At 33.4% G+C, this 17,885-nt stretch carries 15 protein-coding genes; 6 read left to right on the top strand and 9 right to left on the bottom strand.

The window, feature by feature from the left end:
* Positions 1-1,898: immunoglobulin domain-containing protein (locus GXM17_RS19540; RefSeq protein ID WP_163401225.1), on the bottom strand; the 1,898-nt coding region annotated here is incomplete at its 3' end.
* Between the two features lie 135 nt (positions 1,899-2,033).
* The gene (locus GXM17_RS19535; protein ID WP_163401224.1) at positions 2,034-3,935 is read right to left on the bottom strand and encodes a tetratricopeptide repeat protein; all 1,902 of its coding nucleotides are present in this window, start codon (positions 3,933-3,935) and stop codon (positions 2,034-2,036) included.
* A gap of 194 nt (positions 3,936-4,129) precedes the next feature.
* On the opposite strand from GXM17_RS19535, the gene GXM17_RS19530 reads away from it, so the two are divergent.
* The 5 genes from GXM17_RS19530 to GXM17_RS19510 are packed head-to-tail and all read left to right on the top strand — an operon-like array spanning position 4,130 to position 7,440.
* Complete coding sequence (locus GXM17_RS19530) at positions 4,130-4,354, top strand: acyl carrier protein (RefSeq protein ID WP_163391686.1); 225 nt, start codon at positions 4,130-4,132, stop codon at positions 4,352-4,354.
* A 3-nt stretch (positions 4,355-4,357) separates the two neighbouring features.
* The gene (locus GXM17_RS19525; RefSeq protein ID WP_163401223.1) at positions 4,358-5,407 is read left to right on the top strand and encodes a 3-oxoacyl-ACP synthase III family protein; all 1,050 of its coding nucleotides are present in this window, start codon (positions 4,358-4,360) and stop codon (positions 5,405-5,407) included.
* 5 nt (positions 5,408-5,412) lie between these two features.
* Positions 5,413-6,174 (top strand): SDR family NAD(P)-dependent oxidoreductase, encoded by a 762-nt coding sequence (locus GXM17_RS19520; protein WP_163401222.1) that lies wholly within the window; start codon positions 5,413-5,415, stop codon positions 6,172-6,174.
* Positions 6,175-6,176: 2 nt separating this feature from the next.
* Entirely contained in the window at positions 6,177-6,800 is a 624-nt protein-coding gene (locus GXM17_RS19515) for a glycosyltransferase family 2 protein (protein ID WP_163401221.1), read from the top strand.
* A 4-nt stretch (positions 6,801-6,804) separates the two neighbouring features.
* Positions 6,805-7,440, top strand: a complete 636-nt coding sequence (locus GXM17_RS19510) for a GNAT family N-acetyltransferase (RefSeq protein WP_163401220.1) — start codon at positions 6,805-6,807, stop codon at positions 7,438-7,440.
* Here the strand turns inward: GXM17_RS19510 and GXM17_RS19505 are convergent.
* The 3 genes from GXM17_RS19505 to GXM17_RS19495 are packed head-to-tail and all read right to left on the bottom strand — an operon-like array spanning position 7,424 to position 10,310.
* The gene (locus GXM17_RS19505) at positions 7,424-8,167 is read right to left on the bottom strand and encodes an aspartyl/asparaginyl beta-hydroxylase domain-containing protein (RefSeq protein ID WP_163401219.1); all 744 of its coding nucleotides are present in this window, start codon (positions 8,165-8,167) and stop codon (positions 7,424-7,426) included. The genes GXM17_RS19510 and GXM17_RS19505 overlap by 17 nt on opposite strands.
* A complete protein-coding gene (locus GXM17_RS19500; RefSeq protein ID WP_163401218.1) occupies positions 8,139-9,296 on the bottom strand; it encodes an aminotransferase class I/II-fold pyridoxal phosphate-dependent enzyme in 1,158 nt (385 codons plus the stop codon). Before GXM17_RS19500 ends, GXM17_RS19505 begins: the two co-directional genes overlap by 29 nt.
* Before the next feature lie 54 nt (positions 9,297-9,350).
* On the bottom strand, positions 9,351-10,310 hold the full coding sequence (locus tag GXM17_RS19495; protein WP_163401217.1) for an MBL fold metallo-hydrolase: 960 nt from the start codon (positions 10,308-10,310) through the stop codon (positions 9,351-9,353).
* Between the two features lie 170 nt (positions 10,311-10,480).
* Here GXM17_RS19495 and amaB point away from each other — a divergent pair, with 170 nt between their 5' ends.
* Positions 10,481-12,034, top strand: coding sequence for an L-piperidine-6-carboxylate dehydrogenase (gene amaB / locus GXM17_RS19490; RefSeq protein WP_163401216.1), 1,554 nt, complete (start codon positions 10,481-10,483; stop codon positions 12,032-12,034).
* 70 nt (positions 12,035-12,104) lie between these two features.
* Here the strand turns inward: amaB and GXM17_RS19485 are convergent, their stop codons facing one another.
* The 4 genes from GXM17_RS19485 to GXM17_RS19470 form a co-directional block, all read right to left on the bottom strand.
* Positions 12,105-14,864, bottom strand: a complete 2,760-nt coding sequence (locus GXM17_RS19485; protein WP_163401215.1) for a pectate lyase family protein — start codon at positions 14,862-14,864, stop codon at positions 12,105-12,107.
* A 353-nt stretch (positions 14,865-15,217) separates the two neighbouring features.
* A complete protein-coding gene (locus GXM17_RS19480) occupies positions 15,218-15,748 on the bottom strand; it encodes a DUF6646 family protein (RefSeq protein ID WP_163401214.1) in 531 nt (176 codons plus the stop codon).
* Between the two features lie 40 nt (positions 15,749-15,788).
* The gene (locus tag GXM17_RS19475) at positions 15,789-16,514 is read right to left on the bottom strand and encodes a metallophosphoesterase family protein (protein WP_163401213.1); all 726 of its coding nucleotides are present in this window, start codon (positions 16,512-16,514) and stop codon (positions 15,789-15,791) included.
* Positions 16,515-16,675: 161 nt separating this feature from the next.
* Positions 16,676-17,872, bottom strand: coding sequence for a C1 family peptidase (locus tag GXM17_RS19470; protein ID WP_163401212.1), 1,197 nt, complete (start codon positions 17,870-17,872; stop codon positions 16,676-16,678).
* Positions 17,873-17,885: the final 13 nt, after the last annotated feature.

Below are 17,885 nucleotides of genomic sequence, written 5' to 3'. Positions count from 1 at the left end.
GCATTACAGAAAGATTGTGTAGCAGTTGCTGTTGGTGCTGCTGTAGTATTGATCGTTACCGCAACTGCTGTACGATTGGTGCTTTCACATGAATTGAGTGTTTGCGATGCGTAGTAAGTCGTACCGCTAACCAGTGCAGTTGTTGACGGCAATTCTGAACCAAGTGTTGAGGAAGCGTACCATTTGATAGCTGTTCCTGTGGCTGATAAATCGCCAACTGTAGCAGCGTTACAAAATATTTGGGCAGCATCTGCAGTAGGTGCAATTGTTGTACAATTTAGTTTGTATTGTGTGATAAAATAATTTCGTTCCCCTACATTTTGACTTAAAAAACTATTTTCTGATAAATCGGCTGCATTTAAGTTAGCCGTTGCTGTCACAGAATTACCCCCTAAAATTACGTTCCCTGCATTATCGTAAATAATATCCGAAATTGTTCTACTACTTGGAAAGCGAAGAGGTGAAGCAAAATTAACTGTGTGGTCGGCATTTAATTTTATCCAATAAACATTTCCGGGACTCAAAGTCAAAACACCTGAAGTTGGATCAATATCATAACCTGTATAATTGTAATCTGCAAAAAGAATTTCGTCATTTTCATTAACATCTAAATTATAAATAGAATTTGAAAAAGTATTATAAACCGGTAAATTCCAAATATAATCTCCATCAGTATTCCATTGAACAATAGTTCTCGTGGCTACATCATTTTCAACTAGATTTTGCTGAGCAGGATTAGGATTTAGATCTGCTGAGTTTCCTGAAGAATTTAAGTCAAGTATAAAGTAAATGGAATTATTACTGATTTTCGCATCCGCAATCGAAGTATATACAAATGTGTTATCATCTTTTTTTATTTCTTTTGTCCAAATATAATTTCCTGATGAAGAATATTTTGAAATAAAAGAATGTGTACCGTTTGATGTAAAATTTGTAACCCCCCCAGTACCATTTAAATCTATTGCTGCGCCATAATAATTAGAAAACTCATATACATTATTTGACCCATCTATTTTTATTTTACTAACAGCAGTATATACTCTTTCTAATTTCCATATAAAATTAAAGTTAGAATCATATTTTGCTATGAAAGAACGTCGTCCGGTAGTTTGCCCATCTATTATTTGTGTACCTGTTCCGGTATCCAAATCAAGATTGCTTCCATTAGTATGTCCAGCTAATATGATATTCCCGCTTGAATCTAATGCCAAATCAGTTATTAAATCCATCGCGTTTGTCCCCAAACTTTTCCCCCAAATTAGTTCGCCAGTGGTTCCGTTATATTTAGCAATAAAAATATCCTGAACACCCTGCGATACAGGATTTACAACAAATGAAGGGGAACTCACAACAATATTAAGATTTGTAGGCACAAAATAGGTTCCTGCTATTATCACATCTCCGGCAGGAGTAACAGCCTGACCAATAATATTATTAGAACTTTGTTGATTATTTATTGTAGCTTTTAAAAAACCTGCCCATGCTATACTGCCATCATTTTTTCTTTTTCCTATAAAACTCTCATTATTAGATAAAGTATAACCAAAATTATAATATGATGGATAAGATGCTGTGAAGTTACTTGGCGAAATATTTAAGGCAGAAGGTCCTGAGTCAACATCAAAAGTTCTGTTAGCCGTTCCTGTAAAAATTGTTTCATTGTTTTGATTTACAGATAATTTTGTCTCAGAAAATGAAGGTACCTGAGCGCTGGTGGCTGAGCCTAAACATGTATAATAATAAGAAGAATATCCACAACCGTAATAATAATTATAAGTATAATTTATGGAATTATCCCCATGTGCATCAGTCCAATCGTACTGAAAGGTTTGTGCACTAATTTTATTAGCTGTTAAAAAAAGAAAAAATAAGAGAATAAAAATGTAAAGTTTCTGCATATAAACATTTTATAAAACCGATTTTCAAAAATAATATTTAACAGAATATTATACCAAAAAAAACTTAATTTTTAGTTAAAATCATAATATTTTACATGGAAATCAGGTATTTATAAGAAAAAACTTTAACGTGTTTTATTCTGTTTCTGAGAGTATCGAATTGTAATAGCTGGTTTTCTTATAATTATTCTTTTTTTGAAAATAATTTATCAAAAAGGATAAAACTCCAGGATTATATGGTTTTCTTATCGCTGCTTTTTCAATATAAGGCAAAGCTTCTAAAGTATCTTTTTTAGTCAAAATATAATTGGCCATTTCTGCATATCCCAAGGGAGATTCTGGATATTTAGCAATGAATTTTTCAAGAATTTTTATTCCTTTTTCCTCCTGTCCGGATTTAAAATAAAGACGGTTAATAGTTTCATATCCTCTTTGATAATCAGGATTGATTATTAAAATTTTCTCCAGGTATTTTATTGCTTTTAAGGTGTCTTTTTTATTTAAAAAATAGTCATGCAAATACATTAAATACTGTTCTTTGTCTCTGGTGGAATTACTTTTTAAGATAAAGTCATTACATTTTTTTTCGTTTCCAAGCTTGCAACTAATGATCTCCAAATTGGATTTTACCATTTGGTTATCTGGAAAAACAGCTATAGACTTTTCATAATATTTCCTGCCAGTAATAAGCGATTTCTCTTTTTCGCTAAAATCGTTTTCAGCCAGCGCTTTTTCAAAATAAAAATTTCCTAATTCTAAAAGTAATTTATGATTCTCAGGATATGACTGAACATCAGCTGTAAACAAAGTTTCTAAATCTTTCCATTGCAGGCTTCTTTTATAACTTAGCATGCTTAAAAACAAAATTGACAGAACTAATACATAATATTTTAATTGATTTGAACCTTTGGCAGCTGAAGCAATTATAGTTACTAATTTAACCAAAAGCGGCACCATAAAAAGCATTATTATAAATCCAAACCTGTCTGCAAAAACACCTGGCAATAACTCCGGGATATTCGAAAAACTAAAAAGGATTACTACTGTAGAAAGTAGAAAAAAACCATAATAATTTCTTTTAAGGAATAAATAAATACCAAGAGGAATCCCAAACATAAAAAACAGTAAACCAATAAAAAAATGAACACTGAAATCTTTAATTACATCAAAAAGAGGATAACCGTAATATGAGGACAAATGTTTCGGATACAAAATAGTGGTAATATATTTTCCTATGACATCAAATCCTGTTTTAATTCTTTCTAATATTGTAACATTTTGATTTACTAATGGGTTTTCAATAAACAATAATACTCTGTCGCCGGATTCTAATTGATCATGAACATATATAGTTAAATATCCCACAAAAAATAACAATCCCGAAAAAATAATGCTTTTTTTAATTTTGAGTTCTTCTGACCACATATAAAAAAGCAACGGAAGAATCACCAATAACAAAATACCCGTTTTCTTAGATAAAATCGCCAGAATATAACAAACAAATAATGAAATAAGATAAGTTTTCTTATTTGTTTTCAAATATTTAAACAAAGAAATTACCGCAACTAAACCAAAAAGAACGACATACAATTCTTCTCTTGCCTTACTGCTGCAGACGATTTCTGTAGACAATGGATGAACAGCCAGAAGTAATATTGATGCTTCAGCTAAAAAAGAATCTTTAAACTGAATAACCTTTTTTATAAAATACCAAAGAAGGATTAAAAAGCTTTGAAAAAAAAGCAAACTTATAGTATGAGAAACAAAAGGGTTCATACCGAATATTTTTACTTCGAGATAAAATAATAGTTTAGAAACAGACCTGTATTCGTGCTTTAATCCGTCAACCTGCGTAAATGAAGGTTCTGTAAAAATAATTTTTACTGCTTCAGTTATATCTTTATTGGCAAGTTCTTCATTATAATATAAGTGATCGTCAATATTAAAATCATTAGACAACGAATTAAAATACAGCAGTGTAGTTACAATTAAAATTATGAGTACAAAATTGTATTTAAATGAAACAATGTTCTTCATTATGCTAAAAAATTATCTTCAGGCTGTAAAACTAAAATTATTTTCATTCACTATGCTAATTTGTCTTCATTAAGTTTATTTTGATCCATGGAATTTATAAAATTTGGGATTCAATAATTTTTATAGTACTTAATACTATATTTGTCGAAATGAAAAGCTTAATTTAATACCATAAATTTTATAATAAAAAGATAATGAAGCCCACAATTGAAGATTTAATGAAAGTGCTAGCTGAAAATATTGAAGGAATTGAACTGGATAAAATCACTCCCGAAACAAACATAAAAGATCTGGATGGCTGGAATTCTATGAATGCATTATTGATCATGGCCCTAATGGAAACAGAGTTTGACACTTCGGTAAAAGTAGACCAGTTAAAAAATTGCAATTCTATTAAAGAGTTATATAGTTTTATATAAAAGATGGCTTTAATTTCCTTCAAAAACTTAGAGCTAAGCGGAATTGCTGTTGCTGTGCCTTCCAATGAGGAACAGAATGATACTTATGAATTTCCTTCTGAGAAAGAGCGTGATTTGTTTATTAAAACAACCGGTGTCAGCAAAAGAAGAAAATCTGTAAAACATCTGTGCTCTGATTTGTGTTTCGAAGCTGCAGAAAAACTTATTAAAAAGCTGAACTGGAACAAGGACGAGATTCAAATATTGATATTTATCTCACAATCCAGGGATTATGTCATCCCTTCTACTTCTATCCTTTTGCAGGAAAGACTTGGACTTTCAAAATCATGTATTTGTTTTGATGTGCCTTTAGGATGTTCAGGATATGCCTACGGACTTTCTATTATGGCTTCTTTTATGACCAATGGACAGATCAAAAAAGGACTTTTACTGGCTGGCGATATTTCGTCATTTTGTTTAAATCCAAAAGACAAAAGCACTTATCCACTTTTTGGAGATGCGGGTTCTGCATCGGCAATTGAATGGAAAGAAAATGGGCAAAGCTGGAAATTTGAATTAGGCAGCGATGGTAGCGGAGCAGAAAACATTATGATTCCGGGCGGTCATTGCCGGGAACCTTTTAATATTGAGCAATTAAAAGATGAAGAAATTTCCATCGGAATAACCCGAAACGATCTTAATTTAAAACTCAATGGAGAAGAAGTTTTTTATTTTTCTGTCAATCAGGTTCCTGTTGCGGTAAAAAATCTTCTGGCTGATAATACTATAAATTTCGATAGCATTGATTACTGGATTATGCATCAGGCCAATAAAATTATGAATGAAACCATTCGTATCAAATGCAAAGTCGAAAAAGAAAAAGTTCCTTATTCATTGGAAAATTTTGGCAATACAAGCTCTGCATCCATTCCGTTAACACTTGTGGTAAATTCAAAACAGCATTCTTACCAAAATAAAACTTTATTATTTAGCGGTTTTGGAGTTGGCCTTTCATGGGCAAATGTAATTTTACAAACAGCTAATGTTGAAATACTGGATTTAATCGAATTATAACAGCAATGAAAACTTACGATTTTCAGAATAAAACTTTTTTAATAACCGGAGCTTCATCCGGTATTGGAAGAGAAACAGCCTGTCGTCTGGCAGAAGATGGTGCCAGTCTGATTTTGTTGGGACGCAACATTGAAAACCTCGAAGAAACACAAAAAAAGTGTATTTCATTAGCTGCAAGTGCTACGTTTGCTATTTTCGCCCTTGATTTAACAGACGAAAAAGCAGTTGCTGAATTTATAGCTAAAATTAGTCCTCTGGATGGAGTTGTCATCTCTTCCGGTAAAATTGAACCGTTTCCCGCATCTTTTATTAATTGGAAAAAAATTGACTCCATGATGCATACTAATTTTTATACTGCAGCGATAATTGTTAGTTTACTGCTAAAACAAAAAAAAATAAACGAAAACGGATCATTGGTTTTTATATCCTCTATTTCGAGTCAGTTCCCTCACCTGGGTGGCACACTTTACAGCTCTTCCAAAGCAGCTCTGGAAGCTTATGTGAGAAATGTGGCATTGGAGTTTTCGAATAAAAGAATAAGGGCAAATTCAATTTCTCCCGGCATGGTAAAGACCCCATTATTTGATGAAGCGGTTGATAATATCTCTGAAGATACTATGAACAAACATTTAGACAAATATCCATTAGGAGTTGGTTATCCAAAAGATGTGGCCAATTTATGTGCTTTCCTCCTTAGCGGCCAGTCGCGCTGGATGACGGGAAACAATATTGTTCTGGACGGCGGCCTGCATTTAGGTACTTTGTAAAATTGGAAATTTCTGTCATCATACCATGCTACAAGTCTTCATCAGTATTAAAAACTGTTTTGGCTGAACTGAAACTTGTCTTAAATACTGTTTCACACGAAATAATTCTGGTTGACGACGGTAACAATTATAATGAAAAACTGGCTTTATATAATCTGGAAAAACAGTTTGAGAATGTTAAAGCACTTCAATTAGACCGAAATTATGGACAACATCAGGCTACATATCAAGGTTGTGTCATCGCAAAAGGTAAATTTATTGTTACTATGGATGATGATGGTCAGCACAATTCTGACTTTATTCTAAAAATGCAAAATTATCTCATAACATCTGGCAACGATTTGGTTTATGCCCGATTTATAGAAATTCAGGAAGCTATCTGGAGAAAAATAGTTCGAAAATTGCTCCGAAATTCAAATGAATCAAAATCATCTTTCAGAATCTGGACACAGGCAATAAATGAAAGATTAATTAATTCGGGTATTTCGGATGAACTTTTGGATAAAAAATTAGCAAAACTTACTCCATCCATAGGCTATTTTGATGTAGTTCACAGAAAATCATTATTGAAAAAATCCAGATATAAACTCAAAGACTATTTTAAATATTTGAAACAAACATTTTAAAAAAATGATTATAAAATATCAAAATATTGAACTGGAAAGCATCAAAAGTCACCATATAGAACAAATTCGGAATTGGAGAAATCTTGAAAGCATTCAGAACAAAATGATTTATCGGGAATATATTACTTTTGATGAGCAGGAGATTTGGTTTGAAGATGTTGTTACCAAAAATAAACTGTTTTTTATATGCAAAATTGACCATGAACCCATTGGCCTTATTTATTCTGACAACATTGACTGGGAACAAAAAATCAGTTACAACAGTGGTATATTTCTAATTGATAATACGATTTACGGAACTGGTTATCCTATATTAATCTCACTTTTATTTACCTATTGCGGATTTAATTTCAACCTCAGGGAAAACATTGTAAAGGTTTTAAATGATAATGATAATGCCCTCCAATTTAATAAATTGATAGGTTATGTTTTAAAAGAAGAGCATCCGCTTTACAGCATATTTTCTTTGAAAAAGAACGATTTTTATAACACAATATCAAAATTCCCAAATGATTTAAAGATTACTGACACTGTAGAATTTTATTTTGAAAAAACTGAAATGGATCACTTTATTCAAAAAATACTGAAAGAAGAAAATATCGTTTTGGGATCAGAATTTAAAATTATTTTTCCCGACTAAAAATTGCAAGAATATATTTTGGCAATCCCAGCAATACAAAAATACTCTTTTTAAACCAGTCCGGACTTTTTAAGAGAAAGGGGAAAACATACACAATTTTTTGAAGGAGCAGACTCATTAAAACCCTGAAACAAATATAATTTTTCCACTTCTTCAATTCGGGTCTAATTATATCAAGTAAAATAATATATCTGGGAGAACTTGTTCTGTTCCATGATTCATGTTCAAAAGCATCAATAAAACCAAAAGCTTCTCCGTTTTCCCACGGTTGTTCTGTTCCTTTTACCCTGAAGCCGCATAATGGAAGACTTGCCGGAACATCCAGCCCAATGTGAATTCTTATCGTTCCGTTACAATCACCCGAATGTGGCTTTATGACACTATTTGGTTCTAATTTATTGAATGAAAAGGTTAAAATGCTTTTATGTTGTTTTAAAAGCGCATTCGTTTGAGGAAATTTTTTTGCTTTTTTGAGTAATGGAATTCCCCAAACTTTGAGTCCAATGGTTTTCCAGTCTTTTTCATTATTTACTAAAGAAGTATTAAAATAAGGATCCATTTCATTCAACAAAAGGAACTGCTTTAATTCATCATACAGGATTCCCAGATTTTTTTTAATGTCAATTACTTCCTGATAATTGTCAACGATAATAATTGGCGGTTCATCACCAAAATATTTGGCTGTCGGGTCTAAATCATTAAACCAAAGCTGAGTCTTTTGCTCCATAAAATGTTAAAATAGAATTACAAATAGTTATCACATCTTCTTGTGAAAGTGAGTTATAAAGAGGAAGTCTGAGTAACTGTCCGTATAAATTTGATGCATTATTGCAGTTGTCCTCCTGTTGTAACTTCTCCCTGTAAAATTGTGATTGATGCAACGGATAATAATGCTGTCTTGTGTCAATATTTTTATAACTTAAATATTCTTTTAAGTTTATGCAGTTTTCATCTGAATCCAGTACCAAATACATTATTGTTGGACAGAACGATGAAGCGTCTGATTCGGACCAGTTTTTGATTTTTCCACTGTTTTTTAATGCTTTTAAGCACTCATTATATTTTAAGACAATTTTTCTAAGATTGTCAATAATTTTTTTTGAACCCTCAATCTGACTCCATAACAAAGCACATGAAATTTCATTAAGATTAAATTCTAAACCTTCATTAGTCCATTCATAAAATTTTTTATTTGAAATGTTTAGCGAGAATTTGTCTGTGCCATGATTGTAAATTTCATTTGCAGTTTTATTTTTCTCATTCCTATTTAAGACCATCAAACCTCCCTGACCACAATTTAAAACTTTTGTCTCATGAAAAGAAAAAACAGTTATATCCGCGATTTCTATGATAGTTTTCGCTGTTTGTTCAGAAATTAATAAATGCGCCGCATCAGCAATATAAAAAAGATTATTCTCCTTGCAGAATTGGCGAATCCTTAAATTTTCTTCAGATACTATTCCACCATAATAAACATCTATTACCGCTTTTGTTTCAGATGTAATTAATTTTTTAACCGAATCTAAATCCATATCCGGACTATTTTCCAGTGAATCGGCAAGTTTTATCTGGCAGCCTCTGTTTTTTAAGGCATTGGCAACACTTACAAAAGTAAACGAAGGAATAATTATTTCATCTCGTTGCTGCAATTCTAATGTTATTAAAGCCATACAGATAGCATCTGTACAAGACGATACTAAATATGATTTTGACGGAAAGAAAAGGGTATCAAAATATTGTGTACATTTTTCATGAAAGTCACCCCTGAATAAACTTTTTCCTGAATGCAGCGCAGTATTTACATATTTAACTGCATCCGGATTCAAATCAGGAATATAAAAATTAATTTTTTCCATACAGATTTTTCCCTTTCCAGGTTTAAAAAACGAAAATATAATAAATCCCAGAAACTACAACTCAAAACTTTTCCCCTGTTCAGGAAAGATTAATTTCAATCCCAAATCATTCTGAATTTTCAATTGTTCTTTAATTTTTACAATATTCTTAGCAGGCGGTTTTAAATGTGTGATCACAATTTTAAATCCGTTTAAAGAATTTTTGCCTGCTAATTTCTCTAATTTATGAAGTTCATCCATCAGATATTCAGGTGTCAGATGTCCAAATAAAAACTGATCCGGCTGCTCATTCGGGAATGAAACTTCTATAAAAATGCCTTTTAATTGTTTACTCTGAATTAATGGCGCAACAGCTGTCCATAAGTCCTTCAGGTTATTACTTTTTTCTACTGCATCCGGTCCCGTATCACCAAGATACAGAACATAATCATCATTGTTTCTAATTAAAAAAGCAGCACTTTCGTATGGATTCACGTGACTTAACGGAAAAGTTTTTACCGTCATTTTTGTATTAGTAATTGCGGTTTCTTCTTTTAGATTTAAAGTCTGAAAATGATAACGCCTGATATGAAAACCAGGTCCTTCGTCTCCAAAATTAGCCCAGGTCTGGTCATTAAAATAGTGGTCTTCCATCATTTCCATGCATTTTTTTGCAGCGTAAACCGTTTTCGATGAATCTGCAGGTGAGTTAATTATCAACCCCGAAACATGATCTAAATGGGCGTGTGAAATCAAATATCCTTTAATGTATTTCCGCAAAACTTCACTTGCAGAAACCCTGAACACCTTATTTTCAATAGCCTGCTCAATTCCTGCATTTATTGTTCCGGCATCCAGACAGATGTAATCTTTCGTGTTTACAGGCGACACTAAATAAGCCGAAAGATTTTTTTCGTCAATGCCGCCCTTAACTCCCAAAGGAACAACCTGAAAAGCTGTTTTTTGAGCTTTCTGGGAAAATGAATGATTTGGCATAAGAACCAAACAGACTAAAAGTATTTTTATAATTTTCATACCCAAATTTTTACGGTCACAAATTTCATCAATTAAAGTGAATTTAGTTACTTGTATTTTCGAAAATCCTGTAAATAAGCCTAAATTTACTTTATACTTCAACAGGAAAATTCAATCTGAAAACAATATCTTTACGTAAAAATATCACATTTTAAAATAAAAAAGTTATAATGACAACAATAGCATCTCAATTTGGAATTAATGAAGCCCTTGAAAAATTGGGCATCAAATTTATAAATGAAGGAACATCAACGGGTCTGGAAAATTTTTCTTCCGGAGAAATTTTAGATAGTTATTCCCCTGTTGACGGAAAATTAATCGCATCCGTAAAAATCTCTACAGCTGAAGATTACGAAAAAGTAATGCAGTCTGCAACAGAAGCTTTTAAAACATTTCGTTTAATTCCGGCACCTCAGCGTGGAGAAATTGTGCGTCAGTTTGGAGCAAAATTACGCCAAAATAAAGAAGCCCTTGGCAAATTGGTTTCTTATGAAATGGGCAAATCATTACAGGAAGGGTATGGAGAAGTACAGGAAATGATTGACATTTGTGATTTTGCAGTAGGTTTGTCGCGCCAGTTGCACGGATTAACGATGCATTCTGAAAGATCCGGACATCGTATGTATGAGCAATATCATTCCTTAGGAATTGTAGGAATCATTTCAGCATTTAATTTTCCCGTTGCCGTTTGGTCCTGGAACACAGCCTTAGCATGGATTTGCGGAGATGTTTGTGTCTGGAAACCTTCAGAAAAAACACCCCTTTGCGGAATCGCCTGCCAAAATATAATTGCTCAGGTTATCAAAGAAAATAATTTACCTGAAGGAATTTCATGTTTGGTAAATGGTGATTATACCATTGGCGAATTAATGACAGCTGATACACGAATTCCTTTAATTTCTGCAACCGGTTCTACCCGAATGGGAAAAATAGTAGCCCAGGCTGTTGCCGGACGTTTAGGCAAATCATTATTAGAATTAGGAGGTAACAATGCCATTATTGTAACTCCGGATGCCGATATAAAAATGACCGTGATTGGTGCTGTTTTTGGTGCTGTAGGTACTGCCGGACAACGCTGTACTTCAACACGACGACTGATTATTCACGAAAGTATTTATGATAAGGTAAAAGAAGCTTTAGTTGCTGCTTACAAACAATTACGAATCGGAAATCCGCTTGACGAAAACAATCACGTAGGACCATTAATTGACATTCATGCTGTTGAAATGTATGCAAAAGCCCTAAACAGAGTTGTTGCAGAAGGAGGAACAATTTTAGTGGAAGGCGGCGTACTTTCCGCCGAGGGTTATGAAAGCGGCTGTTATGTAAAACCTGCTATTGCCGAAGCAGAAAATGCATTTGAAATAGTCCAACATGAAACCTTTGCACCAGTTTTATATCTGATAAAATATGCTGGTGAAGTCGATAATGCCATTGAAATTCAAAATGGTGTTGCACAAGGATTATCATCTGCAATTATGACCAACAATTTGCGTGAAGCCGAAAGATTTTTATCGGTTACCGGATCTGATTGCGGAATTGCTAATGTAAATATTGGAACTTCAGGAGCTGAAATTGGAGGTGCTTTTGGAGGCGAAAAAGAAACCGGAGGCGGAAGAGAATCTGGTTCTGATGCCTGGAAAGTTTACATGAGACGCCAGACCAATACTATTAATTATTCAACGAGCCTTCCATTGGCACAGGGTATAAAATTTGATTTGTAGCGTTTAATAAATCATAAAAGGCTTCCAAAATTGGAAGCCTTTTACTTTTAAAATAATGGTTAGTCAGGCATTATTTTTTAAAAATTTTCTTAGTAACAGTACCTTCATCCGTTGTCACTTTTACAATATAATTACCTGAAGCAAGATCGCTGACATCAACTGATTCAACCTCATTTGAAACATTTTTCACCACCGCACCTGACAAACTGTAAATCATTACATTTTCTACCTTTTCATTTTCAGAAGAAATAAATAATTGATCGGAAACAGGGTTAGGATATACAGCTAATTTTGAAATCTGGACATTATCTCCTATACCTAACGTTGCGTATGAGGTTTTAAGGTAATATAAATGCGATTCACCATTGCCTTGTAGAATGGTATTTAAACCTGCAGGAACATTCGGGATTACTAAAACCCCATCAGCAGGAATTGGATAAGCTGTGCCGTTAAGCTTGATAGTTGGAGAAGTTTTAGCACTTAAAATAACTAGTGTTAAAGTTGATGCTGCGGTTGTAGTATAAGTTACTTTTCCAGCAGAATCCATTTTGTGAGCCTTTGTCAATGATAATCCCTCATATGTTGTTGCTGCAGGACCAGATTTTGCACTCCCAAGAAATGTATAAAAATTACTTGTCGTTCCAGACAATGTATAATTGTGAATTACATCACCTACAGGTACACTATTAACAGTAATAGTTCCCGATACTGAAACCAGTGTCCCGATACTACCCGAAGTAGTTACCGTAAAAGTAAACGAACCTGTTGCTGTTGGAGTACCAGATATTGTAATTGTTTTTGCTGACATATCCTTTACTGATCCAAGACCTGCAGGCAATGTATCTACTTCAGCATCTACAGCATCCCCGCTCCATGTTAATACAATCGGAGCAATAGCCGAACCTAAAGTTATCGTCTGCGTGCTATTATTATTACTAGTCAGAGTAAGCACTTGACTACTTGGAGGCAGCACAGTGATTGTTCCTGAATCTGAAGCAGCAGTCCCTGCACTTCCTGTTGTCGTTACTGTATATTCCTTTGTTTCAGTAGGCGTTCCCGAAAGCGTTAATGTTTTAGCAGTAGTGTTTTTTGTAGCAGTAATTCCGTTTGGTAATCCTGTAACAGATACATCAGTGGCATCACCTCCCCATGTAAATACAATATTACTAATTGCAGTACCACTGGACACTGTTTGATTATTGTTGCTTGTAGTTGCTGTTAATGTTTGGTTACCCGGCGCTGCAGTTTCTCCCTGTACTGCAACCAATTTTGTTGTATAGTTTGTTAGAGCTGTTTTTAATGCTGTATTCACATCTGATGAAGTGTCATCGACGGCATTGTTAAAAGTCCATTTCAAATCTCCTCCTTCAACACGTCCAGCATAAGCCATTGTATTTGTTTTTGCATCAGCCGGACTATCAGCAGTATAAGAATACATAATTAAAGGATCAATATCAAAATTATTATAAACATTTGATCCTGATTTTGACTTAATACTATTGCTTACAGGAAGTGATTTATCCGTCACTTCAATCGCATCGAATTCTATTGGATTATTGATTGCGTCATAAACAACATAACGTGTTTGGCCACTCATAACATTATTAAAAGCCTTTATTGTTCCTCCAGCCTCTCCGGAGAAAGTCCCTACTGCACCTCCATACTTATCAGTACCTTGCCCGGAAGTAAGCATAGGATACTTACAGTTACGGAAAAAATTTGCTTCCATAAATACAGACGATCCCAGTGTAGATCCGGCTCCATATTTTGAATTTCCATCATAATAATTATTGTACACATGAACAGTATGAGTTCTTACACGCGGATGCCTGCTATCTGAATGATCATACCAATTATGATGATAAGTTAAATATCCAGGAGTTTCCGAATTTCCATTCCCTAAAAGATTAGATTTTCCGGAATCCCAAAAGTGATTATAAGAAAACGTAACAAATGTTGATTCTTTACTATCCAAAGCTCCATCTCCTTTTACCTGATCAGCATCTCCTCCCGGTGCACCGTAAAACAAATCACAATTGTGCACCCAAACGTAATTATTATCAGCCTGAAGACCTATATTATCTCCTTCACCAGCATCAGTCAACATTAATCCAATATTCCTAATTTCTATGTTTGATGCTTTTTTAAGACGAATGCCCCAGCCATTTGCAACCGCATCATTACCAATACCTTCCAGCGTTACATAACTTGAAGCATTATTAGCATTTTCAATAACAACATCTCCCCCCTCAAGAACAACTGGATCAGTAATATTTCCAATCATACGAATAATAAAAGGACGTGTATCTTTACCTTTCTTGATTCCGTATAAAATATTTTGTAAGCCAACACAAGGATTAGCATTAGCACCTGTAATATTAATCGAAATTGTGTTTTTTGTATTCTGGGTAATATACAAAATCACAGCGCCGGTTTTAGGCGTACCATCAGCTTTATATGCTCCGGGAACACGACCTCCATTAAAAGCAAAACCTGCTCGGTCATGAGCCAAAACACTTAAAGCGCCAGTGCTTGTCCCTGAACCTTCAACACCAGATATAACAGCTTTCACAGTCAAAGTATAGCTTCCCGCAGCAATACCCGGAACATCGGCTCGAAAATAGGTTCCGTAACTGCGAATCAGCTGTTCATCAATTTTCTTGTTTGTTTCTCCGCCACCAGTATAATAAACATTATAACTCTCAGCTCCCGCCACAGGTGACCATTCTACAAAAGCAGACTCAAGCCATCCGGAAGATTTTGTAATTGTTTGCCCTTTAACATTTGCTCCAACAAACAGCAAAGCCATGTAAAGTAAAATTCTTTTCATAAAAAATGTGGTTTAAGTAATAGATAGTTTAGTTTTTAAATCATCGAAACAAAATGTAATCGATTACACGAAAATAACTAAAATTTATTAATCACAAAATAATTTAGAAAAAAAATAAATATCTTTAAAAAAAAACAATGTATAAATATTAATAAAATAACTACAACGTTATAGATTTAAATTATCCGAATCCCTGAAAAAACAATAGATTTTCTAAAAAAAAGATATTTTACACGAAAGATTTAAATTAAAATGCTGAAATTTAAAAAAACAGAAAATTCTTAATTTTTATAACAGAAAAAGCGCCAATTTGAAATTACAAATTGACGCTTTCCTTCTTTTATTATATTTTTTTACAAATTAAAAGAGGCTCCTAAGCTGAAGGTAAACTGATTGTTTAAGTGATCAAACATATCGTCATTGTCTCCATATCTTGCAATAGGAAATCCTAACTCTGTAAAAACACCAAATCCTTCAGTAAAAAAATAGCGTCCTCCTACATGGCCTCCAAAATTTTTCAGCCCTAAACTTAAACCAGGATAAATATCTAATTTTTCATCAATATTAAAAACATTTCCAATGTTGGCATTTATTCTGAATTTAGCATCGAAACGATCTTTAAAATCTGGTTTTTCATTAGTATATTGAGTTGTTCCGCCATTATAAAATCCAGAAAATTCATTTACTCCCAATAGATAAGAAGTAACAAAACCATAAGAAAAATTTTCTGCCAGACCAAAATCAACAGAAGCCTGGATTCCTGATCCGTCATCCTGTATATTGGCTCCAATATTAATTTTTGTATCTCCTTTTCCTTTAAAAGCCTGTTGTGCCTGTGCAGCTCCGAATAACACCAAAAACAATAGTGTGATAACTTTTTTCATAAATTTTAAAATTTTTATGTGCAAAAATAGAACTTTACAACTAATTTCTTCCTCTTTCATTAGAATACAATTGATTTAAAGGCTCACTTTGCCAAAACTCTTTTGTATCTACATTCATAATTGTCAAAGGACCTTTAAAGGCTGCTCCGGTATCAACATTCCAAACACAGGCTTTGTTCACAGGAACGGTTTCTCCAATGCGGCTGACAGGCGTGTGCCCGATAAAAATTTCTTTATATAATGTAAATCTTTTAGGATAATACAAATCTTCTTTTTTCATATTCGGATCTAAAGAAAGGGCTGTTTCCCATAATGTTCTGTCCCAGTAAAATAATTTTGGGAAGTATTCATAGCCTACCCCATTTAAATTTGTAAAACCTGCATGAACAAATAAACGATTTTGTTCATCGAGATGATAATCTTCAAGTGATTCTAAAAATTTTATATGTACCTGCTTTTCTCCCTTATTCAATTTTTCATAAGCCAAAACTGTAGCCTCACCACCATGCTGATACCAAAGTTCATTATTTTTTGCATTTTTAAGCCATTCTAATAATAGCTCATCATGATTTCCTCTTATACAAATACAATTTTGTTTGCTTTGAAGATGAATCAAATAATCAATTACCTGGGGTGACTGGCTCCACCCATCAACATAATCCCCAAGAAATACTAAAGTATCTTCCTCTGTCACTTCAGCTCTTTTCATCACTTGCTCAAGTGCAAGTAAACCACCATGAATGTCACCTATAACAAATGTTCTCATTTTTAATTATTTAATCTTTAATTACAAAAATATAGAAAGCCCTGTTTTTACACAATTAACTTTTTAATCTATTTATATTGCTAAATAACAACAAAAATCCCAACAAATCTCAAAAACACATGTTTCTAAGTTTGTCAGGATAATTAAATGTTTTTTAATAATTAAACTCCAAGTTTTTTTGCAATCTCTGTTGGAAGTCCTCCTTTATTAACCATTAGGGCAGTTGTTTTATATTTAACGAAATTTTTAGTCACAAACAAGAAACCTTTATAGTCGTTTGTTTCTCCCCATGAATTTTTAACTATATAATATTCTTTTCCTGTCTGATCTTTTGCCAAACCGATAATATGCATTCCATGATCATCTGTCGTTTGGTAATTGTCAAAAGCTGCCTGACGCATTTCCGGGGTGATTTCAGGTTCTGCTTTTGGTCCGTTAAACATATCTGCTTTTTCTTCAGCAGTCATAACTTCAAACTTTTTTGTCGAAACATAGGCTATACCATTTTTCCAGCTAAAACTTTTCTCACTCACATCAGTCGCCCATGCTACTGTATAGCCCTTTTTCAAAGCATTATCAATAACATCAGTCATATCATTTACTTTAACATTGTAAACCTGATCAAATGACCAGTTATCCGGCACTGCCAAAACTGTTTTCTGATAATACGGGGCACTTGTAAACGATGACATTTCTACATATTCATCAGGATTAATTCCAACTATTTCTTTAGCAAAACTTTGTGGTGTATAATTTTTTCCTTTATAGGTGAAATTATCCGGAACTTTTCCTAAATAAGAATCGATAACTGAAGCATATGCTTTTTCCCAACTTGGCGTCAATTCACCATTTGGATTTTTAACAACAGCTGTCAAAACCCCTTCAATAAGAGCTGCCATTTCTGCAAATTTATTTTTATCTGTTCCGTAGTTGAGTCCGTTATAAACTTCTCTTGGTACAGTCCCGTATTTTTTATACATATTAATTACATCATGCAAAGATCCTCCATCTCCTAAATTAACGGCACCATGCATACGTACATAGTTTTTCCCTTTTTCAACATACACATTTCTTGCAGAAAAAATTTGTGACAATTCTACCGGCTGTTTTCCTAAACGAATCATTTCAGACTCTAAAAAAGAATTTGTAGAATAGCTCCAGCAAGTTCCGGAAGAACCCTGTAATTTTACTGAAGTAGTTCCTAAATTAATAACTTCAGTGAATTTAAAGTTTTCTTTGCTTTTATCACTTGCATTTAATTTTAGTGAATTTACTAAAATGTCTTGTGCAAAACTGTTCGTCGCTCCAACAAAAAACACTGAAGCTATCAATACTGATTTGATTGATAATCGATTCATAATTTTTATTTAA

Origin of the sequence: Flavobacterium fluviatile (assembly GCF_010645065.1) — a bacterium.
GTDB classification, from domain to species: domain Bacteria; phylum Bacteroidota; class Bacteroidia; order Flavobacteriales; family Flavobacteriaceae; genus Flavobacterium; species Flavobacterium fluviatile.
Note: the sequence above shows the minus strand (reverse complement) of the source record. Positions and strands in the feature narration are given on the sequence as shown.

Excerpts from the sequence above, each read along its gene's own strand:
- GXM17_RS19510 (WP_163401220.1), top strand. The coding sequence starts at position 6,805 with ATGATTATAAAATATCAAAATATTGAACTGGAAAGCATCAAAAGTCAC.
- GXM17_RS19485 (WP_163401215.1), bottom strand. The coding sequence starts at position 14,864 with ATGAAAAGAATTTTACTTTACATGGCTTTGCTGTTTGTTGGAGCAAAT.
- amaB (WP_163401216.1), top strand. The coding sequence starts at position 10,481 with ATGACAACAATAGCATCTCAATTTGGAATTAATGAAGCCCTTGAAAAA.
- GXM17_RS19480 (WP_163401214.1), bottom strand. The coding sequence starts at position 15,748 with ATGAAAAAAGTTATCACACTATTGTTTTTGGTGTTATTCGGAGCTGCA.
- GXM17_RS19535 (WP_163401224.1), bottom strand. The coding sequence starts at position 3,935 with ATGAAGAACATTGTTTCATTTAAATACAATTTTGTACTCATAATTTTA.
- GXM17_RS19470 (WP_163401212.1), bottom strand. The coding sequence starts at position 17,872 with ATGAATCGATTATCAATCAAATCAGTATTGATAGCTTCAGTGTTTTTT.
- GXM17_RS19495 (WP_163401217.1), bottom strand. The coding sequence starts at position 10,310 with ATGAAAATTATAAAAATACTTTTAGTCTGTTTGGTTCTTATGCCAAAT.
- GXM17_RS19530 (WP_163391686.1), top strand. The coding sequence starts at position 4,130 with ATGAAGCCCACAATTGAAGATTTAATGAAAGTGCTAGCTGAAAATATT.
- GXM17_RS19505 (WP_163401219.1), bottom strand. The coding sequence starts at position 8,167 with ATGGAGCAAAAGACTCAGCTTTGGTTTAATGATTTAGACCCGACAGCC.
- GXM17_RS19525 (WP_163401223.1), top strand. The coding sequence starts at position 4,358 with ATGGCTTTAATTTCCTTCAAAAACTTAGAGCTAAGCGGAATTGCTGTT.
- GXM17_RS19520 (WP_163401222.1), top strand. The coding sequence starts at position 5,413 with ATGAAAACTTACGATTTTCAGAATAAAACTTTTTTAATAACCGGAGCT.
- GXM17_RS19500 (WP_163401218.1), bottom strand. The coding sequence starts at position 9,296 with ATGGAAAAAATTAATTTTTATATTCCTGATTTGAATCCGGATGCAGTT.
- GXM17_RS19475 (WP_163401213.1), bottom strand. The coding sequence starts at position 16,514 with ATGAGAACATTTGTTATAGGTGACATTCATGGTGGTTTACTTGCACTT.